Consider the following 25,518-nt stretch of genomic DNA (forward strand, 5'->3'; position numbering starts at 1 on the left):
CCTTCCGACAGGCCGATCCAGCCCAATCGTCAGCGCGCGCCGACGTCGCATCACACGGGCGCCGCCCGCAACACAACGCGCCTCGGCGGAGGGTGCGGAGCACCACATCGCACCTTGTCTCGAACAGATCCGCTGCTGTGCCGCGGCGCGGCGGCTCGGTCGGAGCGCCGCGCCGCGCATCGGCCGGAGCGCGCCGCGCGTCGGCCCGAGCGCGCCGCGCGTCGGCCCGAGCGCGCCGCGCGCGAGGCGCCACGGGGCGCCACGGCGCGCCCTAGGGGACGTCCTGCTTCTCGAACCGCAGATGCATTTGGCGCGGCGGACCTCGGTAGACAATTGTATCGATGCGGCCACGATGCGACGCTCGGGCTGCCCGGGCGTCCGGCGCCCCCTTTCGCGCTGCGTTCTCCAGCGAGTATGGCGAAGACCTACCGTCCGCGGATCCCCAAGCCCTTTCGCATCCCGCGTCCGATGACCTCGCAGGCGGAGGCGGCGCGCTCCGCGTGGCTCAGGCCCGATGTGCTCTCGATCGCCGCCGGCGCGCTGATCGCCGCCGTCGCGCCGCTCGAGCGGTTCGACTACGTGGCGCGCGGCCTCACCGCGTCGGCGCTCGCCGACGCCGCGCCCTCCGCGCAGGTGCTGCTCGTCACGGCGTCGCCCGAGGCGCTGCGCGACGGGCTCTGCGAGCGCTCGCTCCCCGGGCTGCTCGAGCGCGGGCGCGCGCGCGGCGCGCTGCTCATCCCCCCGGCGGACGCGTTCTGCGGCGGCGACGCCGCGGGCCGCGGCGCGGGGGCCGCGCCCGCGGTCCGGATGCCGCCGGCGCTCCTCCGCCTGAGCGCGGGCGAGGTCGTCGGCTTCTTCTCGCTGGGCGCCGAGGAGCGCGCGGCCGAGCTCGGCGCGCTCGGCGTCTCCGCGGCGCCCTGGGTGATCAAGAAGGCGCCGCAGAGCGTCCCCGCGGTCAGCCTCCGCGATCTCGCGGACGGCCAGGTCCCGGTGAACGCGCTCGAGGGCCGCGTCGCGGTCGTCGCGGTCGGCGCGGGGGGCGTCCCGCCCCAGGCGGTCGCGACGTCGGCGCTGCCGCCGGCGAAGGGCGTCGCCGCGGTGCTCGGCGGCCTGCTCGACGGCGGCCGGCGCGCCTCGGCCCCGGCCTGGGTGCCGGCGCTGTTCGTGCTGGCGGCGGGCGGGCTCGTGGGGCTCGCGCGCCGCCGCCACGGCAGCCTGGTCGCGACGGCCGCGCTGTTCCTCGCCGTGTTCGCGCTCGCCGCGGGCCAGAGCGCGCTCGCCGCGCGGGCCGAGGCGAGCCTCCTGCCGCTGCCGAGCACCCTGTTCGGCCTCGCGGTCGCGTTCGCGGGCGTGATGATCCTGCGCGGGCTCGCCGTCCAGCGCTCGGTCGATCGCGCCGCGGAGCTCATCCAGCGCGCCGCGCTGTTCCGCATGCAGGGGGTCCACACGCTGCCGGACGAGGAGTTCTGGCCGCGCGTGGCGCGGCTCGCGGAGCAGGCGCACCCGGCGGATCTCGTGCTCGTCGCGGAGCTGCCGCCGGGCAGCTGGCACCTCAAGTTCTGGAACGATCGGCCGGGCGGCGAGAGCCTCGTCGCGGAGCGCCGCCACGACGTGCGCCGCCCGCCGTACAGCAGCGAGCAGGGCGTGCCGGCGATCCGCCTGGCGCGCCGCTTCCTGACGAAGCAGGACATGCCGGCGGTCGTGGTCCCGCTCATCGCGTTCGGCGAGATCGAGGGCTACGTGTTCTTCTGCGGCCCGGTCGCGGAGTCGACGTACTCGCGCGAGCCGGAGCGGGCCGAGCACGTCGGCCGCGAGCTCGCGCTCCTCCTGCGCCGCAAGCGCCTCGCGCGCACCGCGATCGCGGAGGGCGGCGCGGGCGAGGGGCGGGCCGGCCACGCGCCGGCGGACGATCTGGTCGAGGGCGCGCGCGTCGCGCTCGACGACCTCCAGCTCTTCGGGTCGATGCTGCGGAGCGCGCCGGTCGGGCTCCTGTACGCCGACGCCTTCGGCGACGTCCGCTTCCTCGCGCCGGAGTTCGCGAAGTGGCTGCGCGCGCGCGACGTCACGGTGCCCGCGGAGAGCGCGAGCGCGGCGCTCCCGCCCGGCTCGCTCACGCTGGGCGACGTCCTCGGCGCCACGTCGGCGGGCAGCGCGGAGGTGTCGCTCTCCAGCGTGATGGCGAGCGACGAGGGCATCGAGCTCAGCGTCAACGCGCCCGAGCCCGCGGTGATCTCGGTGCGCCCGCTGCGCCGCGAGTCCGACGGCTCCTCGTGGATCGCGGGCTACGTCGCCGCGCTGATCCCGGTGAAGCAGCCGGCGCCCGTGTCCGGGAACGTGCGGCCGCTCGCGGCGCGCGACGCGACGGATCCGCTCTGCGCCTTCCAGCTCGTCGACGTCGTGGTCGACGCGGTCGCGAGCGCCGCCCGCGCGACGGGCCGCGCGGTGCGGCTCGAGCCGATCCGCGGCGCGACGCACGCGCTCGGGCACCGGGGCGAGCTCGGGCAGGCGCTCGAGGCGTTCCTTGTCGACGTCGCGAGCCGCGGGCTCCCCGGGCACGGCCCGGTGGTGTCGGTGCGCGAGGCCCCGCAGGGCGTGCAGCTGTCGATCCTGGACGTCGGCTTCGGCCTGGGGCTGCCGGAGTCGGCGCTCCAGCGCGTGCTGACCGCGCCCGGCGCGGCGCCGGCGGGGCTCGAGCCGCTCGGCCGGCTCATCCTGGCCGTGGAGGACAGCCACGGGCAGGCGGAGCTGAAGACGAACGACGGCTGGGGCATCACGCTGACGGTGACGCTCCTCAGGGCGCACCCGCGCGTAGGCGCGGCCGTGCAGGAGAGCGGCAAGCCGGCGGCGCAGCAGAACGTGATCGCGATCGGGAGGGCGAGCCCGAAGTAGCGGGACGAGAGGGGGGCGGGACGCGAGGGGCCCGTGCTGCGAGCCCTCCCCCTCACCGCGCCGAGCGTGGAGCATCGGCGCTCAATGCGTCGCGTCACGCGCCTGCTGTAGAACGACAATTTCGCTTCAATGCGACGGACGCGACACGCGACACGCGACACGCGACGGCGGCGCTCGTGGAGCGCCCATTGAGATTTCGCTTCCATGAGCGGCGATGTCTGACCTATACTCACGAGAATCGTTCGCACCCCGGCGACAAGAGAAGGAGGTGTGACCAGAATCGTGCGGTCGTTCCCATGGACGTCGAGCAGCGATCGCCGGAGCGATCGTCCCGCGGCACCTCCTGCCGCGCATTTCAATAACAGAGACATCGATAGCTGACTCGCGGCTAGCTTGGACAGGCCGTGTATCCTGCTGCGGCGGCAGGCGGCGCCTCGTCAGCTGAGTCTATCAGTTGCGCTTGGAGCATAGCTCTGCGACGCGAGCCTCCGCCACGGGTGCGTGCGCGCTTCGATTCATTGAATCGCGACGATCCGCCAGCAGGCACCGCTGCAGGTTACGGCGTTCATCAGAATAACCAGCTCCTGTCGTCCCGTGCGCGCAGCAACACAGGACAGACGTGTCCCCGAGGAACATGATGAAATTGAGACAGCGGAGATCTGCCTGGTGTGCAGGCGCCGCAGCGGCATTTCTCGGATTCAGCGCCCCTACCGCCGCCATCGCCTTCGACCCGCATGGGCACGAGGTCATCGAGGCCGTGACCTACCGATGGCTGCTCGAGACCGATGCTCGGTTCGACGACGGCACCGGGAACAAGGCCAGCGGCAAGGAGGTCCTGGGTTTCTTGATAGCGCAAGGCGTCCTTGAAAAGCCGGAGTGCTTCAACTGCGGAGACGAAGGCCTCGACAAGCCATTTCTCAGCTGGCCGGTCATAGGATCCGGGAAGCCGGATCTCGTGATGTCGAGGCAGTTCTCGTCGAACGGCCAGTGCTTCCATTTCATGGCGCGCGCGGCGGACGTTTGGGGAAGCGAGCCGGAGACCGAAGCGACGCCGCACCGGCTCGACGTCCCCAGGTCGCTGGCCACAGACGCGTATGCGCGATGCACGCGCATGATGACCTCGCTGCTGAACGGAATTCTGAGCGCCCCGGAGGAATCCAACAGGGACTACCGAGGCGTATACGCGCTGATGCACATCATCGTGGACTCGTTCTCTGACGCCCACGTCAGCAGGGACAAGCACAACAGAATCGAATACCTGAAGCCATGGCGGCTGCGTGCATGGACATCCTACTCCATCCACTGGAGCGGCTGGAAGTATTTCGGAGGCGACAGTCACCATGGAGTGTTCGACGATCGAGACGACCAATACGTCCTCGACGACGCCGCCTGCCCCGGCACGGGACACCCTTACTCGATGCCGCGCTCGTGCCTCACCGATCGAGCTCTGGCGGCGTCACAGGCGCTCGAAGACCTTCTACTTCTTCTGTATCGCGTCACCAAGAAGATAGCGACCGAGCGCGCGGCCGAGCCGATCAGATACTATCTCGGATACGAATGGGCACACTACCTCAACGAACACTTCCAGAGCATGCACTCATGGTCGGACAGCAGACCACCAGCAAAGATCGACCGAGAGTGGCGCCCGATAGGAAGCCTCGGCGTCCGCTTCAGACCGAATCCGGTGCCAGGCGCCAACGATCTCACTGCCACCCTTGGATTCATGGACTTCAATGGGCTTTCCTTCCCGTTCGTCTACGCTCCAGAGATCGAGGCTGGGATACGACGCAAAGACAGCCGCTCTAACGTACTATTGAGCACCAACATCTCCCTGTCTTTGCCGATTCTAGACAACGTATTAATCGGCGTGACCGCATTTTCTCTAGAACTCGACGCCCCAGATCTCAAGAACCCACGTATTGGAGCCAATATACCACGAGTCGACCTGTACCTGTTCGACGCCCTACATCTCAGCCTATCCGGCCCGAGATTTTCATGGGAATCACAGAAGTTCGAGGGCGAGCCGTTCACGATTGGCATTGCCACCGCCTTCGGAAAGACGGTACCCAATTACAACGACTCTGGATCGCCGACTCGTTTCGGCGAGCAGCGGTTCGGACGCGACGCAAAAAGATGGCATCTACGTCCTCTGAACGATGATTTCCAAACGAGCCCCTACAGCTTTATTTTGACCCTCGTTGGAGGGAATGTCCTGCCAGTCGACAACGAGTCGACGTTCTTGACACCAGCGCTGGAGGTATCGAGAGATCGCGACCGCATCAACCGACGCTCGGGCCTCGGAGGCTCGGGCCTCGGAGTTGGAGCGAGGCTAGGTGGAGTTCGCCACAAGGCGAGCAATTACGACGAATTTGGCGTTGCGCTCGGCACGCCGCTGAGATATTATATTATCCCCGATTTCCTCGCGCTCGTGATGAGCCCCATCGAAGCCGAATTGACGCACCGCGTCCACGAAAAGGAGAACGGCTCGGGGCTTCGCTTCGACATAGGCGTCGAAGCGGGCGCAGCTATCACGCTTCTGAACTCTCTGGAGGTCGGGCTCTTCTCCCCCCGGTTCTCTTACGTACACCTTGACCGGGTCAAAGGCACCAACCTCGGGGTCCGCTTCGCGCTCGTGCTGCCCGAGTCCTGGTGAGACAGAGCGATCGACGCGGAACGTCGCGACAGAGCAGCAGATCGACCGCGCGGACGCGGCGCTCTGCGCATGAGCGCAGTCACGCCATGGGACGACACATCGGTCACCCGCCAAACGTGAACGCGAGACATCAAAAAAGCATCGATCCAAGAGCAAGAACATGAACCGACACGCAAAGGCATCAATATCCGCCGTCATCATAACTTTAATCTCCGGTTGCGGCGGGCTACCAAAGGCCCACTATTACGAGTCAGGAGTAGGCTACCAGTCCGCAGCCTATGAACCGCAGGGTCGAAAGCTGGGCGCGTCTGGAAATCCAAATATCCAGGGACAGGACTTCTGCAGAGATCTGGAAAATGCGGCTCGAGTGCACTCGATCGGGTTGACGAGATGGGGCTGGTTCTTCGGAGGCAGCGCGATCGCCTCCGCCGGAGCTGGCACTGTTCTCATCGCAACAACACCGGAGAAATCGTCGACCGGACGGAACGCTCTGAACGCGGCGATCCCGCTCGGCGCTGGGCTTTTGGGTCTCATCGCAGCTGGTTTTCTCGGCCGTGCCGACGACGCGTCTGACGCGGCATCCACGGCGGCCGCCGCGCTCGTGCTGTCCAATGATAAAGACAAGGCCGTCGGGGCGGATCGTCGGGCGAACGACGATTGCAACCAGGCTCTGGCCACATGGAACGACGGCCGCGGCTCCGCCAACCAGATTCTCGCACAGAGGCTCAAAGATCAAAAAGCCCAAGAAGGGCCGGGCAACGGAACACCCGGGACCATCCCTCAAGGCAACGCCCCGCAAGGCAACGGCCCGCAAGCCACCCCCCCGCAAGGCAACGGCCCGCAAGCCAACCCACCTCAAGCCAACCCGCCTCAAGGTAACGCCCCCCAAGCCAACCCGCCTCAAGGTAACGCCCCCCAAGCGAACGCGCCCCAAGGCAACGCCCCTCAAGCCAACCCGCCCCGGGCCAATCCACCCCGGGCCAACCCGCCCCGGGCCAACCCCCCTCAAGCCAACACTCCGCAGGGCACCAACCCGTAGCGGCCGTCCAGGCCGACGTTGATGCCCTAACCCCATACAGTCGGCGTCTCTGATCGGTCGGGCGCCCGACCTGCCTCGGGTCGCGATCGCGAGCGCCCAACCCACGAGCCCTCAACCGAGGTCGGGTCGCCCACCCGTTCCCGCAGGCGCCGGCCCCGTGGCCGGCGGTCCTCCGGTCAGAAGGACGAGCCCGAACCAGGTCGAGCCCGGGGCGCGGCACGCGGCCTCCACCGTCGGCCTCCAGGCCATGACGGCTGCCGCCTCCACAGAGAGGGCGCCGCCTCAGAGCACCTACTCGCCGCGGCTCTGTTCGAGAAGGTCGGCTCGAGCTGGGTCTACAAGACCAGCAAGGACTCGCTCGGCATCTGGACTCCCTTCTTCGACGGCGGCTTCTGCGCCGGCCCCGGCGTCTCCTTCTCTTCCGAGATGCCGGCCGGAAAGACCTACCGCATCTCCGCCACCGCGCGCACCCACAGGGGCAGCTCCGCCTCCACCCGCAAGCTCCACGTCAAGCCCCGCCTCCCCGTCAGCCAGCCCCGCTGACCCCCTCCGCGCAGACGCACGGGCTCTTCACGAGCCACGGACGGCGGACGGCGAGGCTCGCCCCGTGGTCGGTGCCCGGACGGGTCAGCCGGACGCCGCGCCTCCGAGTCGGCCGACCCAGCGCGCCGCCTCGTCGACGGCCGATCTCGCGAGCGCGGCGTCGAGCGGCACGCCCGCGCGCGCCAGGGAGCCGAGGTCGTGCAGCCGCGCGAGCGCGGCGTGCGCCTCGACGGGCAGCCCGCCGGCCGGCACGAGGTCGCGGTACACGCCCGCGATGAGGGCCGCGTGCGACTCGGGCGCCGGCCCCTCCAGCATGCCAGCGATGGTCCCGGCGAGCGCCTCGTAGGCCGCGCGCGCGGCGTCCGCGGCGAAGCCGGCATCCAGCACCACCCGCGCGAGCCGCAACCTGTCCGCCGCCGTCCTCCGCGCGGCCTCCACGGGAGGGCTCGCCGGCGGCTTGCTCGCTTGTGCGCTGCCACCCCCCTCCCCCTGCACCGCCTCGCCCGCCGCACCGGCGCCCTCGCCCGCCGCACCGGCGCCCCCGCCCGCCGCCTCGCGCGCGAGCAAGGGCGCCGTGCCTGTCTCCACCACGGCGGCCTCCATCGCGCCGGCGCCCACCGCGGCGGCCCCCTCCACCACGGCATCGTTCGCCGGCGCGGCCTCCCGCCCCAGCCATTCCGCCTGCAACGCCGGTGCGCCCTGGCGTCCCTCGTCGCCCTCCGCGGGCAGCGCGGCGACGCCGCCCTCGTCCGTCGCGCTCCCCTCCCCCGCCCCGGCCTCCGCCGCCGCCAGCACCTGCCGCATCTCGCGCAGCACCACCGCGAAGCTCGGCGCCGCCAGCTCCTCCACCGCGGCATCGGCGCGGAGCGACGCGCTCAGCACCTTGCGCTTCTCGGCCAGAATGCCCTCGATCCCCCGCTCGATGCCCTCCTCGGCGCAGAGGTAGGTCACGCTCACGCCGCGCGCCTGACCCATGCGGTGCGCGCGCGCCGTGCGCTGGTCGAGGCGCGCCGGGTTCCACGGCAGGTCCAGGTGCACCACATAGCTCGCCGCCTGCAGGTTCAGCCCCACGCCGCCGGCGTCCGTGCTCAGGAGCACCCGCACGGCCGGATCCTCGCGAAACCGGTCGAGCAGCGCCGGGCGGCGCTCCGTCGGCACGTCGCCGTGGAGCGTCACGTGGCCCACGCGGAGCCGGTCGAGCCGCTCCCGGGCCAGCGCCAGCATCCCCACCCACTCGGAGAACACGAGCACCTTGCTCCGAGGCTGCGCCGTGATCTCGGCGATCAGCGCCTCCAGCTCGTCGAGCTTCGGCGACGCCCTCTTCTGGCGCCTCGGATCGCACAGCTCGAGCGCGTTGCACGCCTGCCGCGCCTTCATGAGCAGCATCATGAGCCGGTCCAGCTCTTCCTTGCGCAGCGCCCGGCGCTCCGCGACCGCGATCAGGCGGGCCGCCTGCGCGCGGTAGTCCGCGTCGAGCTCGCGCTGCTCCCGGGTGAGCGGCGTGTACCGCGTCTGCTCGAGGAGCGGCGGCAGGTCGAGCAGCACCTCGGCCCGCTCGCGCCGGAGCGCGACCGGCGCGATGCGCCGCCGCAGCTCGCCGAGGTTCTTGTAGCCGACGATCCTGCCCCGCTCGTCCTGGCGGTGGAAGTCGGCGTTGAACCGCCAGAGCGGCCCGAGCAGCGCAGGATCGACGAGCTGGAGCAGCGAGTACAGGTCGTCGAGGCGATTCTCGACGGGCGTCCCCGTGAGGACGAACAGGAACCGCGACGGGATCGCCCGGAGCGTCGCGGCCGTCTTCGTGCGGAAGTTCTTCGCGCGCTGCGCCTCGTCGAGCACGAGCACGTCCGCCGCGAGCGCCTGGAGCCGCGAGAGCTCGCGCCAGGTGAGCTCGTAGCTCAGCACCGTGTACGCCGCCTCCGCCGCGAGCGCCCCCGAGCGCTGGCCCGGAGAGCCGCCGAGCACCGCGGCGCGCTCGCCCGTCCACCGAGCGATCTCCTGCGCCCACTGGTGCTTGAGCGACGCCGCCGTGACGATGAGGATCCGCCTGGCCTCGCCGCGGCGCCGCAGCAGCTCGCACGCCGCGATGGCCTGGAGGGTCTTGCCGAGGCCCATGTCGTCGGCGAGCAGCGCCCGCCCGTTGCGGAAGAGGTGGAGCACCCCCTCGCGCTGGTACGGGAAGAGCGGCAGCCCGAGCTCATCGATCGCGGCCTGCGCGCGGCACGCCCGCGCATCGAGCGCGCTCCGGCGGCGCTTGTGCCAGATCGCCGCCGCGAGCCGCTCCGCCGCCGGCAACGCCGCGTGGACGACCCGCGGCGCGAGCGCCTGCTCCCCGGCGGCCCTCGCCGACAAGGCCTTGAGCAGCCCGCCCGCCTGCACGAGGCGCGCGCGCTCCGCGCGGAGCGCCTCGGGCCACGCCCCCACCGCGACCAGGCGCAGGCCGTCCTGCGCGTCGATCGTGAGGGTCGGCCGCGTCGGCGCGTCGAGCCGGGCGAACGCGCGGCGCCACGCCGGGCGCTCCGCGACCGCCCGGCGCACCGCCTCGAGGTGCTTGCAGGTGCCGAGCTGGTTGCTCAGGAAATCAGGGCAAGAGCAGGTGTCGTATCGCTCGCTGCTGTCCACGAGATCGACCACGTACCGGCCCCCGGTCCCGCTCGCCACGGCGTAGTCGCCGTCGACGCGATCGCTGAGCGGCGCGACGCCGAACGGCTCGGCGTGCGCGCGGTGGACACGCACCTCGCGCTCATACCGGCGAACCGCGTCGGGGTCCTCATAATCATGACATTGCGGGGTGCTCCAGCGGATCGGATCGAGCGAGGCAGTGCGCACGGCGCAGCTTTGCCGCAGCCTCCCGGTCGTCGCAACGGTGTAGAGAAGCGAAGAACGCATTGCGTTTTGAATCGACAATTTCTCACCATTCGAACACGGGCTCGCTTGGCACGCGGGGGCGTGCGAACCGGAAGGCCGCGCGGGACCCACCGGCTCGCCGGGGCTCGTCAGAGCGCCGGCGAGCGAGCCGCGCAGGCGGCGGCCGCGTGTGCTGCGCTCCTCACGATGGAAAGGGAGCCCGAAGCGGGTCGAGCCCGGGGCGAGGCAGGCCCCCTCCGGGGCCGTGATGGCTGCCGCCTCCATGTAGAGGGCGGAGCCTCCGGGGGACGCGCCGCAGCGCCCCGACTGGCACAGGTCGGCTACAAGGCTAAAACTCCTATAATTTCGACATCTTACAATACATTTACCGCTTGAAACCGCGCCTCGCCCGGCTCGCCGGACAGGCCCCGCTCCGGCCGATCCCTCGTCCTCACGCACTGGCATATCCGTTGCTCTATAGGTCGGCGTCCGGCGCGCGAGAGACGCCGCCGAACCAACAGCAACGCATTCGCGGCGCCCTGCGCGGAGGCCGCGGACCGAGCACCTTCGGTCCGACCGGCCGCGTGCGGTCCGCCGCAGGAGTCAGGAGTGTCGGTGATCCTCGCGTCCCGCGTCCGATCGGTGAAGACCGCGGCGACGTGATCGTTGGCGTTCACCGTTCACCGCCGGCCCCCGCGCCGATCTGGGCCGCGCTCGCCTCCGCGGCGTAGACGTTGCGCCCGCCGAAAAGTCGAAGGCCCGAGGGCTGCCACCCTCGAGCCTTCTGGAGCTCCGCCTTCGGAGTCCCCCACCTTCACCACAAGCCGGGCTCCAGGTCCAGAAAACGGCGGCATGGAGCCTGTTGCCTTCGTCCGTCTATCGCCTCGCCCTCTGCTCCGGCTGCCGCGTCCAGCTTCGCCTCTGCCGTCGCTGCGACCGCGGCCAGCGCCTCTGCCTCGACTGCCGCCCGCTCCGGCGCCGTGAGTCGCTCCGTCGCGCCGGCGCCGCCTACCGGGCCCGGCCTCGCGCTCGCCGCCTCCAGGCCGCTCGTCAGGCCCGCTACCGCGACCGGCAGCGGGACAAGTTCTCCGCGCAGAAAGTGACGCATCACGGGGTGACGCAAGCCGCGGCCGCGTCGATGTCCCAGGTCGCGCCGGAGCTCTCCTCCGGCCGAAAGGACGACCATGACGATCGGTTCCGAGATGTCAGCCGCTGCTCGCTCTGCGGAGCGCGGCTTTCGCCCTGGGCCCTGCGTGAGCGACGCGCGCGGCCAGCTCTTCATCGACGCGCTCCCCGCGTCCCACGCGGGCCTGCGCCGTGACGGGAGGGGGCGGTGATCACCAAAGAGAAGGAGGCGGAGATCCTGCGCCTCTACCACGGCGAGAAGTGGCCCATCGGCACCATCGCCGGCCAGCTCGGGTTGCACCACACCACCGTGCAGCGCGTGCTCGGACAAGCGGGCGTCGACCCGAAGGCCGTCGCGCCGCGCCCGTCCATGGTCGACCCCTTCGTGCCCTTCATCGTCGAGCAGCTCGGCAAGTATCCCTCGCTGCGCTCCAGTCGCCTCTTCGTCATGCTGAAGGAGCGCGGCTATCCGGGCGGTCCCGATCATCTGCGCCGGGTGATCGGCCGTCTCCGCCCCAAGAAGCCGGCGGAAGCTTTCCAGCGGCTGCGCACGCTCCCCGGCGAGCAAGCGCAGGTCGACTGGGCGCACTTCGGCAAGCTGGCTGTCGGCCGGGCACTGCGTCCGCTCTGGGCCTTCGTCATGGTGCTCAGTTACTCGCGGCGGATCTTCCTGCGCTTCTTCCCCGGCGCGGCCATGCCCTTCTTCGTGCGCGGGCACGTCGAGGCGTTTGCCGACTTCGGCGGCGTCCCGCGCGTGCTGCTCTACGACAACCTCAAGAGCGCCGTCGTCGAGCGCCACGGCGACGCGATCCGGTTCCACCCCACGCTGCTGGCTCTGTCGGCGCATTACCGCTTCGACCCGCGCCCCGTCGCCGTCGCCCGCGGCAACGAGAAGGGCCGCGTCGAGCGCGCCATCCGCTACGTCCGCGAGGCCTTCTTCGAGGCCCGGGCCTACGCCGACCTCGGAGACCTCAACCGCCAAGCGACCGAGTGGACCAACTCCGCGGCGCTCGATCGCTCCTGGGTCGAGGACCGCACCCGCACCGTGCGTCAGGCCTTCGACGACGAGCGCAGCGCGCTCTTGCGACACCCCGACACGCCCTTTCCGGACCACGAGCGCGTCGAGGTCGAGGTCGGAAAGACCCCCTACGCACGCTTCGATCTCAACGACTACTCGGTCCCCCACGACCGGACGCGCCGCACGCTGGTCGTCCTCGCTGACCTCGATCAGGTGCGCATCGCTGACGGCAACGAGGTCGTCGCGGCCCACGTCCGCTCGTGGGACCGCGGCCAGCAGATCGAGCAGCCCGAGCACCTCCAGCGCCTGGTCGACGAGAAGCGCCGCGCCCGCGAGCACCGCGGCCTTGATCGCCTCGCGCGCGCCGCCCGCAGCAGCCAGGCATTCCTGCGCATCGTCGCCGAGCGCGGCGATAACGTCGGCAGCGCGATCGCCCGGCTTCTGCAACTGCTCGACGCCGTCGGCGCCGCCGAGCTCGAAGAGGCCCTGGTCGAGGTGCTTGAGCGCGACACCATCCACATCGGTGCCGTCCGCCAGGTGATCGACCGCCGCCGCTCCGAGCGCCACCTGCCGCCCCCCGTCTCGATCCCCGTCACCCGCGGCCAGCACGCCGCCCTCGTCGTCACACCGCATTCCCTCGCCACCTACGACGCCCTGAAGAAGGACCCGACGCCATGACCGACCTGACGCCCACCGAGACCAAAGACCGCCTCAAGAGCCTCGGCCTCTTTGGCCTGCTCGCCTGCTGGGAGCAGCTCGCCGACAAGCCCTGGCTTCGCGAGGTGCTCGCCATCGAGGAGCGCGAGCGCCACAAGCGCAGCCTCGAACGCCGCCTGAAGAACTCCCGCGTCGCCGCCTTCAAGCCCATGACCGACTTCGACTGGTCCTGGCCCAAGAAGATCGACCGCGAGGCCGTCGACGACCTCTTCGGCCTGGGATTCCTGGCCACCGGCCACAACGCCGTGCTCGTCGGCCCCAACGGCGTCGGCAAGACCATGATCCTCAAGAACCTCGCCCACCAGGCCGTCGTCCGCGGCCACACGGTCCGCTTCTCGACCGCGAGCGACATGCTCGCCGACCTCGCCGGGCAAGAGTCCTCGGCCGCGCTCGCGCGCCGGCTCCGGCGCTACACAGTCCCCGCTCTTCTCTGCATCGATGAAGTAGGCTACCTCTCCTACGACAGCCGCTATGCGGATCTGCTCTTCGAGGTCGTCACCCGTCGCTACGACGCGCAGAAGCCGCTCTTGCTCAGCACGAACAAGGCCTTCGCCGACTGGGGCCAGGTCTTCCCGCACGCCGCGTGCGTCGTCACGCTCGTCGACCGGCTCGTGCACCGCGCCGAGGTGATCGAGATCGAGGCCGAGAGCTACCGGCTGAAGGAAGCCAAGGAGCTGAGCGCCACCCGCATCAAGCAGCGCCGCACCAAGAAGCACTGAGCGGCCTCTTCACCGGTGAACTTCACCGGCACCCGGCCTGGTCTTCACCGGTGAACTTCATCGGCATCCGGCATGGTCTTCACCGGCACCGGCTGCGGGTTTCACCGGTGAACTTCACCGAAATCCCGCGGGTTGACGAGATCATCTACAAGGAGATCGTCATGAAACCCTATCGCATCGTCAACGGGCTCGCTTTCGTCGGCTTCGGTGTCCTCGCTATCGCGCTCGCGGGTTGCGCCGTCGACGCCACCGACGAGGACGCGCTCGCCGACGACGTGGTGGAAGAGGACGTCGCCGAGGCCGAGCAGGCCATGGGCGTCGAGTGCGCCGGCGCCGCCGCCACCGCAACCTTCGTCGGCGGCATCAACTACACCTCGCCCCAGAGCTACAGCACCGCGAGCTGCTACAAGGGCGTCGTCCTCGACGTGCAGAGCTACTCCTCGCTCTACGCCCAGAACCCGAGCGGCTCCGTCTTCCCGGGCCGCACCACCGTCGATTGGGCCGACAGCCTGCCCGCCTTCGCCGACCCCGACCACGTCGCCACGTGCGAGAGCACCTACCTCGCCGCGGATCTCTTCGAGAAGGTCGGCTCGAGCTGGGTCTACAAGACCACCAAGGAGTCTCTCGGCATCTGGACGCCCTTCTTCGACGGCGGCTTCTGCGCCGGCCCGGGCGTCTCCTTCTCTTCCGAGATGCAGGCCGGGAAGACCTACCGCATCTCCGCCACCGCGCGCACCCACAAGAGCAGCTCCGCCGCCACTCGCAAGCTCCACGTCGAGTCCCGCCTCCCTGTCAGCCAGCCTCGCTGATCCCCCGCGGCTGCGGCGAGCTCCCGGCCGGGCCACGGACGGCGGCTGGCCTCCGTCCGCCGGCTCGGCCGCGGGGCTCGCTGCCGGGTGCCGACGATGGAAGCTCGCGCCGGCTGCGCGTCAAGTGGACGCGAGTTCCGGCCTGCTACGCCCGCACGCCGTCAAAGCTGGCTCGTGTTCAGGTGCTGCTCCAGCGCATCTCGCGCGCCGGCGGCGATGGGCAGCGATCCGCGTAGCCGGGACCAGGCGCCGCGCACACGCATGGCTGTCTCGGACACGATGTCGCTCGTGAGCTCGGGCGACGCCCTGATCCTCTCGGCCAGCCTTTCGAAATGAGCTCGGGTGATCCGGGAGAATTCCTTCTCGCCGGAGAGCCGCAAGGCGAGGCGCTGGTCCAGACCCGGGCCATAGGCGATCGTGGAGACCAGATCGTAGGCAGGCGAGAGCCGCGCGCGGCGGCCGTCGGGGTACACGAGCGACCAGTTCTTCAGGTGCGCATCCGCGTTTCCGCTCAGCACGACGAAGACGAGGCGGCGCACCAGTTCCTCGTAATCAGCCTCGCCCGACACGGTGCGCACGATATTGGCGATCGTCGCGTAGTTGTGACCCTTGTACTTGTCCCGAGGCCGCACGTTGAGGACCTGGGCGAAGTCTTCCTGATGGATGCGGGCTCCTTGTTCGTCCCGGTCGAAGCGCCGGATTGCGAGCGCCAGGGTCTCGTCGAAGCGCAGCTCGTCGGGCAACCCTTGGATATCCGAGACCTGCACGAGATTGAAATCCGGCACGGAAATACCGGCTTCGCGTGCCCATGCCAGCATGGAGTACTCGTTCTCTGGAACCCTGGGGTAACGCCTGTCCGGCAGCTTGACGATCCAGCGCCCGCCCTGGCCAGCGACCGGGAGCGTGAAGCGCGTTTCCTGTTGAAGCACCGAGAACTTGAGCTGCATGCCGGCCAGAGAAAACCGTAGAGCCTCGTCGTCGGCCGGGGATGAGGGCGCCGGCTCGTCAAGCTCGTCGCCACCGGCTACCGGATCTTCGGCGCGAACGACGATGGCTCCGGGGAGGTCACCGCCGAGCACAGCCAGGAGGGGTAGCTCCTGGTTTTCCCGTACGCCCGCCTTGCGCGCCAGCAGCGTGCGAAGCGCGCTGTCCTCTTCCGGCAGGTAATTCTGGAAGAACGGAGGCAGTCGGCCGCTCTGCCCGGTGTACTCCAGAGGCGGGGCCAGATGATCCTCGAACCAGCGGCCGAGCACGGGGCGGTCGGGGAGCGCCAGGTAAGCCTCGTCGAAGCGGAAGACGACCCGCCCATCCTGGTGCCGCTCGATCATGCCTACCGAGGCGTCACGTAGCAGAACGCGCAACATCATGGCTCAGTCCTCGCTCACGATCATGGAGGAGAGGGATGGGCTGTCGTCAGCGTTCCACTCGCCCTGGCGCTGGAAGTAGCGATGGACCGTCTGCCACAGGACCACCTCGCGGAGCGCGAGGAACCGTGCCGCGTTGCCAGCGCGCAAAGCCGCACGCGCCTCGCTCGAGATCGCATGCGACGCGAGCGTCGGCTCATCGCTCGTCGTGGTGATGGCCTTGATCATGTCTCGCGTCGGTAGCCGCGGGTGCAAGATGCGGTTCGCCAGGCCGGAAGCGAGTTCGTCCTCGGCGAGCTTGCCTCGCAGCACGGTGGGCACCTTCTCTTCCCCTGGAGCGGAGAAGAGCGCCGTCACGTCGAGCAATTCCCCGCTCATCAGGTCCCGCGGGCCGAGCGACGCGAGCGCGCAGCACTGCAGCTTGCTCCGCGCCCTGGCGAAGTGAAAGCTGTCGAGGTGATGGATGTCCTCTGCCGGTGCGGTACCTGCGAGCGCCAGCAGCCGCTGGACCGATCCCTCCTCATCGTCCTTCCGGATACAGGCGAGATGCTGCCTCATCCCCACGGTCGCTCCGGTCAGGTGAGCGCCGAGCGCTCCGCGCCACAACCAGCGGCGCAGCAGCAGGCGGCTGCGATCCCGCGGCGTCGGAAACTCGTGGAAGAACTTGGACAGGACCACGATGGGCAAGGTGTAGGGCAGCAGCTCGACGTGCGCGAAACCGGCATCCCGCCGGAGGAAGACGATCGTCTCCCGCAGGGCGGCTTCGGTGGCCCGGAGCGCGGCAGGCACCTCGTCGCGATGCAGCGCGTCCGTGAAGTCACGATCGAGCGGCAGACCTTTCACAGCAAGCAGCGCGCTGAGCACATCGCCATCCGCCAGCGGACCGAACCCCATTTCTGACGCTCTTTGTGCAACGTGGCGCAGATCCGAAGGTTGTTCCTGGCTCAATGAGCCGAAGAGCGCATTGAACACCTCATGCTCTTCGAGCGGGCGGCCTGATAGGTTGGTTCGGGAATAGATGGTCCTGAGCACTTGCTCGTCGTTCGTATCGACGATGTAGCAGGGGATCTGGTATTCTCGTATACGCTTGCCGACATCGAGCGCGAGAGCGCGCTGCGCCGGGCCGAGCTTGGGATGAGCGAACAGCCATTCGAGAAGCTGAGTGGAGTCCAGAACAACGGCCATCGGCAGCCTGGGAAGCTCGCTCTCAATGACTTCTTGACGAGTCTTCGTACAGATGAACTTCGTTTCTTTCAGATCAAAGTGCATTGCACCCTCGTCGGACGCCAGGCGCCCGAGCAAGGTCTCGGCAAGCGTCGTGATACGCTGCTGCCCATCGATGACCCACAGAGCATCGGCGCGCGCAGGCGCGTCGATGTTCAGCTTGCCCAGCGAGAGCCTCCCTGCGGGTGCGTGGCGCTGCCAGAAGACCAGCGTTCCGATCGGATAGCCACGGTAAATGCTGTCGAAGAAATCAATCCGGTCCGAGTCTTCCCACCTGAGCGCACGCTGGAAAGGGGGGACACGGATCTTGCCCTCCTGTACCCTGGGGAGAAGCTCGTCGATCTGAAAAGCTTTCGCCTCGGGACGACGATCGAGCTGCGGCGGTAACTCGGCGGAGCGGGGCGTGGCCATGCCGCACCGAGTATATTCCGCTCCGTCTCGCGTGTCAGTCAGCAAGCGGACGCGCACAGCCGTGTTCTAGCCACCCCTTCCGCGGCGCATCCCGCACGTTTGCACAGGTCGCACAGGTCACGCCAATCGGTATTCTCGGGATGACCTTTCGCGCTCACGAGGATCGTGATCCGGGCGCGGCCGTGCAGGACGGCACGCTCCCTCCGGGGAGTGCCTGCCCAGGCGCACCCCGGAGGGAGGAGGGCAGCATCGCCGTCCACCCGCGCCCACGCGGTGGCGCGATGCGCCCGGTTGCCAGGCTCGACGCGCCCCTCAAGGGGCGCAGGCTCATCGCTTGCTGGCCGGAGCTCGCGCCGTCCGGCTACTCGATCGACAGGGTGACGCTATCGTCCGTGAGCGACGTCACGTTCAGGGTGCCTGAGAAGATCTTCTCGAAGGCCGTGTCGCGGAGGATGAACGAGGAGCTCGTCTCTTCGATTCGCGCGGCGGCGCTCAGGAAGCTGTAGTTCAGATCGTAGGCGTCGATGGTCCCCGCGAAGTCGCGCGACGAGATCCAGTAGGCATCCCCATCGACCAGCACGGGCACCAGGGCGCAATCGTAGTTCGTGGGCTCGCCCCCGAAGAACTCGGTTTCGTCGACGTCCCAGACCCCATCCACGAACGTCGCGCAACCGGCCGTGCCGTCCTCGTCGGCTGAGATGGCGAGCTCTGTCGTAGCGAGGCCGCCGTCCGAACCGCCGCCGCCCTCCGCATTGCCGCCCGACCCAGCGCCGCCGCCGCCTTCGGCATTGCCGCCCGACCCAGCGCCGCCGCCGCCTTCGGCATTGCCCCCGGAGCCCGCGCCCCCGCCGCCTTCGGCATTGCCGCCCGACCCCGCGCCGCCGCCGCCCTCCGCATTGCCGCCCGACCCAGCGCCGCCGCCGCCTTCGGCATTGCCCCCGGAGCCCGCGCCGCCGCCGCCTTCCGCATTGCCGCCCGACCCCGCGCCGCCGCCGCCCTCCGCATTGCCCCCGGAGCCCGCGCCACCGCCGCCCTCCGCATTGCCGCCCGACCCCGCGCCCCCGCCGCCTTCGGCATTGCCCCCGGAGCCCGCGCCACCGCCGCCCTCCGCATTGCCGCCCGACCCCGCGCCCCCGCCGCCCTCAGCATTGCCGCCCGCGCCGCCGGTGCCCGGGTTGGGATCATCGTCCCCGCAAGCGATCAACAGGCATCCAAGAAAGACAATCGATGTCCATTTCATTCGCACCTCAGCTCTCTCTCTGTGGTGCGACAAAGCGTACCATGAGCCACATGCACGCCAAAGGAATCGACCCAGGCGGGCCCGGCGCGCGCACGCAACCGACGCCCTCCCCTGACGTGCGCACGCGGCCGACGCCGGTCCGAGGCGCGGCCGTCGTCCCCGTCCAGTGATTGGCAATCGCGGTTCAGAGAATGGCGCTCGAAGAGCGCCCGCCCCGCAGCGTGCAGCCCGCGAGCGCGAGCGCCGCCTGCGCCCTTCCCCCGCGCCGCTCTCCCCGTCGGTCCCTCAGGAGCCGATCCGGATCCTCTTCTTCAGCGCGGCGAGCTCATCATCGACCGCCGACCCGCCGGGCCTGTCCGCGTCGGCGCCGCCCGCGCTGCCGCGGCCGTGCTCGAGCTGGGCGAACTTCGCCTCCAGCTCGGCCGCCGACAGCCCGCCGCCGGAGATCGCCTCCTCGACCTCGCGCGACGCCGCGACCTGCGCCACCTGCCCCTCGACCTGCTCCTCCATGCGCCGGAACTCCGAGAACGCGCTCTGGCCGCCCCGCGACCCGAGCCCCTCGGCCCCGCCGCCGGCGCGCTGCTGCTGGATCTGCGCCGCGAGCGTGCCCTTCCGCGCCTGGAACTCCTCCTGCTTCGCCTCCATGCGCTCGAGCTCGGTCTTCATCGAGAGGACCGCCGAGCGCTGCTCCGCGCGCATCGCCTCGGCCCGGTCGCGCTCGCCCACGACCCGCTTCTTCTGCACGAGCGCCTCGCGCGCGAGCTTCTCGTCGTTCGCCTTCAGCGCGAGCTCGGCGCGCTTCTCCCACTTCTCCGCCTCGGCGTCGAGCTCGTCGACCTTCTTGCGCAGCACCTTCTCCGCCGCTACCGCGTCGACCAGCTCCTTCCGCGCCGCGCGGACCTGGTCCTTCATCTCCTCGACGATGAGATCCAGCGACTTTTTCGGATCTTCCGCCTTGTCGAGGAGCGCGTTGACGTTGCTCGAGATGACCTTTCCCATCCGGTCGAAGATGCCCATGCCGGTAGCGTGCACCGCCCCGCCGCCCCTGTAAAGCGCCCGCGCGCCGCGCCGCCGGCGCCCCCGCGCCGCGCGCCCGCCGCCCCTCGCGGCGCGCCTGCCGTGCCCTTGGCGTGCGCCCGCCGCGCCCTTGGCGTGCGCCCGCCGCGCCCTTGGCGTGCGCCCGCCGCGCCCTTGGCGTGCGCCTGCCGCCCCGTTGGCGTGCGCCCGCCGCCCCCTCGCGGCGCGCCTACCGCCCCCTCGCCGCGCGCCCACCGCGACGCGCCAGCGACCGGCCCTCAGGGCGGCGGCGGATAGCCCGGACCGACGCTCGTCTCCACGAACGAGCGCGTCGTCAGCAGCGGGATCTTCACCGTCTCGTCCTCGTACAGCGGCCTCACCACGCACGTGTCCTCCCCGCACTCGCCGCCGTCGACGAACGCGACGTCCGCGACCAGCCAGTACCGGGTGCTCCCGTCGCCCGACGAGAACGTCACCGGCGCCTCCGGATCGTAGAACCCCGTCGGCCCGAGATCCGCCCCGAGGGCACCGTTGCAGAAGATCTTCACCCGCGGGTGAACCGCATAACGCCGGCCGTGGCTCGAATAATAATGGACGCCGATCCGCATCCACTGCCCGAACGGCGGAAAATCGACGTTGATGTTCTCGGGCGCGCAGAAATCGTCGCTGTTCGGGTCCGTCACGTCGGGATCGCACGTGATGTTGTCGATGTCGAGCCGCGGGTTGTGGCACCCCTGGCCGAGGGTGCGCCACGCCTCCCCGGCCCCGCGCGGCGCGTAATAACAGGTGTTGTTGGCCTCCACCGGGTCGAGGAACCAGCTCACCGGCTCCGGCGGCGACGCGGTGTCGCTGAACCAGCGGATCTCCGGGCTCGAGTCCAGCGCCTCCACCGTGCAGTTGTTGTAGCCGCAGTCGCTCGCCGATCCGCCGACCCGCCACGGCTGCGTGTCGTTCGGCTGGTGCAGGTGCAGATCGAGATCCACCCCGTCGCCGCCGAGGTCGTGCTCCCACTCGAGCTCGACCCGCAGGCCGGGCGCGCCGACGTAAAGGGCATACTCACAGGAGCCGGTCGTGCCGTCCGCGAGCCGCTTCGTGTAAACGACCTTGTACTCCCCCGACTGGAGCGGTTTGTAATCGTCCGCCGGGTCGGCCCCGGACACGCCCGGACACGGGTCGATGCCCGCCGGGCAAACCACGGTCCACGTCTCCGATCCGGGCTCGGCGTCCGCGCTGAACGTCCCTGTCCCCTCCTTCAGGTTCACGTCGGCGAACGGCGGCGCCTGCAGCGCGTGACAGCCCGCCGGGCTCTCGCTGAAGCAGCTCTCGGTCGCGTGACGGCCGCCGATGCACGGCCCCCACACGCCGACCTCGTTGCAGAGCTCGGTGCCCGGGAAGCACCCCTCCACCGCGCGGTACGACGGATCGCCCATGAAGCACGCGTGCGCCTGCCCCGCGACGCAGGAGCACGTCTCGTCGACCTGACCGTCGCAGTCGTCGTCGAGGCCGAGGTGGCCGACGTCGCAGAGCTCCTCCGGCCCGCACTCCGTGCCGCACGGGTTCACCGCCCCATCGACGACCCCGGCGTCCTCGCCGGGGGAGAGCGCCCCGCCGAAGCCGGGCTCCGAAGGAGCGCCGCCGCCGCCGCTCCCGGCCGCGCCGCCGTCGCCCCCGCTGCCGCCCGCGCCGGCGGCCGCGCCGCCCGCGCCGGGATCGCGGCGCGGGCCCGAGGCATGGCAGCCGACCGCGACGAACGCACCCGAGGCCGCGGCCCCCAAAATAGCGAGGAGCGCAGAGGAGACGCCGAGATGACGCATGAGACCTCCAGTCGCCAACGCGCGGTGGAGCCGCTTGGGCGGGCAGGCGCGCCAAGCCAGACACCGGCGATGAACGGCGAGGCTCCTGTCTTAGCAGACTCGGCGCGACACCAAAGCTCGCTCGCGCGCGCGCAAAGCACGCTCGTGAGAACGGATGTCGCGCCGCCCAGCCAGCGTATGTCCCGGAGCGGTGATGGTCAGTCCGTCGCGCGCGGACCCCTCGTGGACTCGGCCGCGAGCGCCGCCTGCGCGGCCGCGAGGCGGGCCACGGGGACGCGGAAGGGAGAGCACGACACGTAGTCGAGCCCGGCCCGCTCGAAGAACGCGATCGAGCTCGGATCGCCGCCGTGCTCGCCGCAGACGCCGAGCTTCAGCCCGGGCCGCGCCGCGCGCCCCCGATCCCGCCCGATCTCCACGAGCTCCCCCACGCCGGCCACGTCCAGCGACTGGAACGGATCCCTCGCGAAGATGCCGGCCTCGACGTACGCGCCGAGGAACCGGCCCGCGTCGTCGCGCGAGATGCCGAGCGCCGTCTGCGTGAGATCGTTCGTGCCGAAGCTGAAGAACTCCGCCTCCTCCGCGAGCTCGCCGGCCACGAGCGCGGCGCGCGGGAGCTCGATCATCGTCCCGAACCGGACGTCGACCCTCCGCCCCTTCTCGGCGAACACCTTCTCCGCGACCCCCTCGACGAGCGCGCGCGTGATGGCGAGCTCGCGCCGGGTCATGCTGAGCGGGATCATGATCTCGGGCTCGACCTCGATGCCCGCCGCCGCGACCTCGCACGCCGCCTCGAGGATGGCGCGCGCCTGCATCTCGTAGATCTCCGGCGACGTGATCGCCAGCCGGCAGCCGCGGTGGCCGAGCATCGGGTTGTACTCGGCGAGCTCCTCGTTCTTGCGCGAGAGGTCCTGCGCGGGGACGCCCATCGCCTTCGAGAGCTGGTGGAGCTGCGCCTCGTCCTGCGGCAAGAACTCGTGCAGCGGCGGATCGAGCAGGCGAATCGTCACGGGCAGGCCGGCCATCTCGCGGAAGACGCCCACGAAATCGCTGCGCTGGAACGGCAGGAGCTTCGCGAGGGCGCGCCGCCGCCCCGCCTCGCCGTCCGCGAGGATCATCTCGCGCACCGCCTGGATCCGCTCCTCGTCGAAGAACATGTGCTCGGTGCGGCAGAGCCCGATGCCCTCGGCGCCGAAGTTGCGCGCCGTCCTCGCGTCGTGGGGCGTGTCGGCGTTCGACCGCACGCGCAGGCGCCGGACCGCGTCGGCCCAGACCATCAGCTCCTCGAACTCGCCGCTCAGCGCCGCCGGGACCGTCGGCACCGCCCCGAGGTAGACCGTGCCGGTGCCGCCGTCGAGCGTGATCAGGTCGCCGGCCTTCACCGTGATCGTGTCGGTCGCGTGCCCGTGATCGTCGTAGAGCGTCACCGCCATCTGGCCCTGGCTCACGCTGATCGCCGAGCAGCCGGCCACGCAGCTCTTGCCCATCCCCCGCGCCACCACGGCCGCGTGGCTGGTCATGCCGCCGCGGGCCGTCAGGATGCCGCGCGCCGCCTTCATGCCGTGGATGTCCTCCGGCGACGTCTCGGACCGCACCAGGATCACCGCCTTGCCCTGGCCGGCGCGCCGCTCCGCCTCGTCCGCGCTGAACACCACCTGCCCCGTCGCCGCCCCCGGGCTCGCCGGCAGGCCGCGCGCGAGCAGCTTCTTCGGCGCGCTCGGGTCGATGCTCGGGTGGAGCAGCTGATCGATCGAGCCCGGGTCCACCCGCAAGATCGCCTCGCGCTGGCTGATCAGGCCCTCTTTGGCCATCTCGACCGCGATGCGCACGGCCGCCCGGCCCGTGCGCTTGCCGGTGCGGCACTGGAGCAGATAGAGCCTCTTCTGCTGGATCGTGAACTCCAGGTCCTGCATGTCGCGGAAGTGCTGCTCGAGCGTGGCCTGCACCTCGACGAGCTCCGCGTACACCTCGGGCATCTGCGCCTCGAGCGAGCGCGCGTCGTCGACGCCGCCGCCCGCGCCGGACCTCGACAGCGGGTGCGGCGTGCGCACCCCCGCCACCACGTCCTCGCCCTGCGCGTTGGGGAGCCACTCGCCGTAAAAGCGCCGCTCGCCCGTCGACGGATCGCGCGTGAACGCGACGCCCGTGCCCGAGTCGTCGCCCAGGTTGCCGAACACCATTGCCTGGACGTTGCAGGCCGTCCCCCAGGCCTCCGGGATGTCGTGCATCTTCCGGTACACCTGGGCCCGGTGGTTCTTCCAGCTATCGAATACGGCGCGGATCGCGCCCCAGAGCTGCGCGTACGGGTCGTCGGGGAACGGCCGCCCCGTGGCCCCGAGGACGATGTCCTTCTGCCGCTGGATCAGCGCCGCGAGCGACTCCGGATCGAGCAGCGAATCAGGCACCTTGCGCTCGAGCTCGGCGGCGTTCAGGCGCGTGGCGTCGACGCCGAGCCGCGCCGCGGCCTGCTTGCGCGCGCGGCCGAGCGCCTCCTCGAAGCGGTCGCGGGGCACGCCCAGCACGATATCGGCATACGTCAGGATGAAACGCCGATAGGCGTCCAGCGCGAATCGTTCGCTGCCCGTGCGCTTCGCGAGCCCCCGGACGATCTCGTCGTTCAGGCCGAGGTTCAGGATGGTATCCATCATTCCCGGCATCGACGCGCGCGCGCCGGAGCGGACGGACACGAGCAGCGGCGCCTCGGGGCTCCCGAACCGCGCGTCCAGCAGCGACTCCAGCCGGCCGATCGCCGCCCTGATCTCGTCCTCGACGCCGGCGGGGAGCGCCTTGCCCGCGGCATAGTACGCGTTGCAGACCTCGGTGGTGACCGTGAAGCCCGGCGGCACCGGGATGCCGAGGCGCGTCATCTCGGCGAGCCCCGCGCCCTTGCCGCCGAGCAGCTCCTTCTGCTGTGCGTCCCCGTCCGCCTGCCCCCCGCCGAAGAAGTATATCGATCTCCCCATGGCCGGGGCACGCTAGACCGTCCGCGCAGTCGGGTCGAGATCCCTCGAACGCCGCGCGCGGACGGCCGGCGGCGGCGCTGGGTCCGCAACCGACGGAATCGCGCCGCGCACCTCACAAAAATACCGGCTCTCGACGGCGGACGAGCTATGAAGCGCGCATGAAGCGCGGATACCTCGTCCTTGTTGCGATGCTTGCCGTCCCCCTTGCCGCCTGCGACCAGAAGCCGGCCCCGCAGGCGACCGCCGACGCCCCGGCGGCCGCGTCTGCCAAGCCGGCCGCGCCGCCCACGCACGCGGCCGAGCCCACCGCGGAGCCGACGCCGCCAGAGCCCGCCGGCCTGCCTGCGCCCCCGGACGTGGCCGCGCCGCCCGCGGACGCGCAGAAGACGGCCTCGGGCCTCGCGTTCAAGGTGCTGACGCCGGGCAAGGACAAGGAGCATCCCGGCCCCGACGACAAGGTGAAGGTCCACTACACGGGATGGACCACCGACGGAAAAATGTTCGACAGCTCCGTCCTCCGCGGCGAGCCGGCGAGCTTCGGCGTGGGCGGCGTGATCAAAGGGTGGACGGAGGCGCTCCAGCTCATGAGCAAGGGCGAGAAGCGCCGCCTGTGGATCCCGGGCAACCTCGCCTACGGCGACCGGCCGATGCAGCCGGGCGCCCCGGCCGGAATGCTCGTGTTCGACGTCGAGCTGCTCGATTTCGCGCCCGCGCCGAAGCCCCCGCCCGTGCCGAAGGACGTGAAGGCGCCGCCCAAGGCCGCGAAGAAGACCCCCTCCGGGCTCGCCTACGAGGTCCTGCAGAAGGGCACGGGCACCGAGCACCCCAAGCCGACGAGCCGCGTCACCGTGCACTACACGGGGTGGACCACGGACGGGAAGATGTTTGACAGCTCCATCGTCCGCGACGAGCCGATCACCTTCCCGCTGGGCGGCGTGATCAAGGGGTGGACCGAGGGCGTACAGTTGATGGTGAAAGGCGAGAAGGCGCGCTTCTGGATCCCGGCCGAGCTCGCGTACGGCGAAAAGCCGACGCGCCCCGGCGCGCCCGCCGGCATGCTCGTGTTCGACATCGAGCTCCTCGACTTTCGCTGATCCGTCGGCCGGCGCTTTACATCCGGCCGACCGCCTGG

The 25,518-nt window shown here is 70.4% G+C and carries 14 protein-coding genes; 7 read left to right on the plus strand and 7 right to left on the minus strand.

The annotated features are described in order from the left end of the window. The first annotated feature begins 468 nt into the window (after window positions 1–468). The 3 genes from WME83_RS43340 (at window position 469) to WME83_RS43350 (ending at window position 6,581) form a co-directional block, all read left to right on the plus strand. Window positions 469–2,889, plus strand: coding sequence for a hypothetical protein (locus WME83_RS43340; protein ID WP_437315564.1), 2,421 nt, complete (start codon window positions 469–471; stop codon window positions 2,887–2,889). 634 nt (window positions 2,890–3,523) lie between these two features. Further along, a complete protein-coding gene (locus WME83_RS43345) occupies window positions 3,524–5,542 on the plus strand; it encodes a hypothetical protein (protein WP_437315565.1) in 2,019 nt (672 codons plus the stop codon). A 160-nt stretch (window positions 5,543–5,702) separates the two neighbouring features. Continuing rightward, entirely contained in the window at window positions 5,703–6,581 is an 879-nt protein-coding gene (locus WME83_RS43350; protein WP_437315566.1) for a hypothetical protein, read from the plus strand. A gap of 627 nt (window positions 6,582–7,208) precedes the next feature. Here the strand turns inward: WME83_RS43350 and WME83_RS43355 are convergent. Beyond that, window positions 7,209–9,857, minus strand: a complete 2,649-nt coding sequence (locus WME83_RS43355) for an SNF2-related protein (protein ID WP_437315567.1) — start codon at window positions 9,855–9,857, stop codon at window positions 7,209–7,211. A gap of 1,444 nt (window positions 9,858–11,301) precedes the next feature. On the opposite strand from WME83_RS43355, the gene istA reads away from it, so the two are divergent. From istA to WME83_RS43370, 3 genes are all read left to right on the plus strand, one after another. Then, window positions 11,302–12,789 carry an IS21 family transposase gene (gene istA, locus WME83_RS43360; RefSeq protein WP_437313654.1) on the plus strand — a complete coding sequence of 496 codons (1,488 nt, stop codon included), beginning with the start codon at window positions 11,302–11,304 and terminating at the stop codon, window positions 12,787–12,789. Continuing rightward, complete coding sequence (locus WME83_RS43365; RefSeq protein ID WP_437313655.1) at window positions 12,786–13,547, plus strand: ATP-binding protein; 762 nt, start codon at window positions 12,786–12,788, stop codon at window positions 13,545–13,547. The genes istA and WME83_RS43365 overlap by 4 nt, the downstream gene beginning before the upstream one ends. Before the next feature lie 161 nt (window positions 13,548–13,708). After that, window positions 13,709–14,356, plus strand: a complete 648-nt coding sequence (locus WME83_RS43370; protein WP_437315568.1) for a hypothetical protein — start codon at window positions 13,709–13,711, stop codon at window positions 14,354–14,356. Between the two features lie 161 nt (window positions 14,357–14,517). On the opposite strand, the gene WME83_RS43375 is transcribed toward WME83_RS43370, so the two are convergent. From WME83_RS43375 to ppdK, 6 genes are all read right to left on the minus strand, one after another. After that, window positions 14,518–15,723 (minus strand): type II toxin-antitoxin system HipA family toxin, encoded by a 1,206-nt coding sequence (locus WME83_RS43375; RefSeq protein ID WP_437315569.1) that lies wholly within the window; start codon window positions 15,721–15,723, stop codon window positions 14,518–14,520. 3 nt (window positions 15,724–15,726) lie between these two features. Continuing rightward, window positions 15,727–17,355 (minus strand): DUF262 domain-containing protein, encoded by a 1,629-nt coding sequence (locus tag WME83_RS43380; RefSeq protein WP_437315570.1) that lies wholly within the window; start codon window positions 17,353–17,355, stop codon window positions 15,727–15,729. 361 nt (window positions 17,356–17,716) lie between these two features. Next, entirely contained in the window at window positions 17,717–18,559 is an 843-nt protein-coding gene (locus WME83_RS43385; protein WP_437315571.1) for a hypothetical protein, read from the minus strand. Between the two features lie 321 nt (window positions 18,560–18,880). Then, on the minus strand, window positions 18,881–19,612 hold the full coding sequence (locus tag WME83_RS43390; RefSeq protein ID WP_437315572.1) for a PspA/IM30 family protein: 732 nt from the start codon (window positions 19,610–19,612) through the stop codon (window positions 18,881–18,883). Window positions 19,613–19,890: 278 nt separating this feature from the next. Continuing rightward, window positions 19,891–21,426, minus strand: a complete 1,536-nt coding sequence (locus WME83_RS43395; RefSeq protein ID WP_437315573.1) for a hypothetical protein — start codon at window positions 21,424–21,426, stop codon at window positions 19,891–19,893. A gap of 197 nt (window positions 21,427–21,623) precedes the next feature. After that, complete coding sequence (ppdK, locus tag WME83_RS43400; protein ID WP_437315574.1) at window positions 21,624–24,386, minus strand: pyruvate, phosphate dikinase; 2,763 nt, start codon at window positions 24,384–24,386, stop codon at window positions 21,624–21,626. Between the two features lie 158 nt (window positions 24,387–24,544). On the opposite strand from ppdK, the gene WME83_RS43405 reads away from it, so the two are divergent. Then, on the plus strand, window positions 24,545–25,480 hold the full coding sequence (locus tag WME83_RS43405) for an FKBP-type peptidyl-prolyl cis-trans isomerase (RefSeq protein ID WP_437315575.1): 936 nt from the start codon (window positions 24,545–24,547) through the stop codon (window positions 25,478–25,480). The last annotated feature ends 38 nt before the right edge of the window (window positions 25,481–25,518 follow it).

The sequence above is a fragment of the Sorangium sp. So ce385 genome, assembly GCF_051474135.1.
GTDB classification, from domain to species: Bacteria; Myxococcota_A; Polyangia; order Polyangiales; family Polyangiaceae; genus Sorangium; species Sorangium cellulosum_D.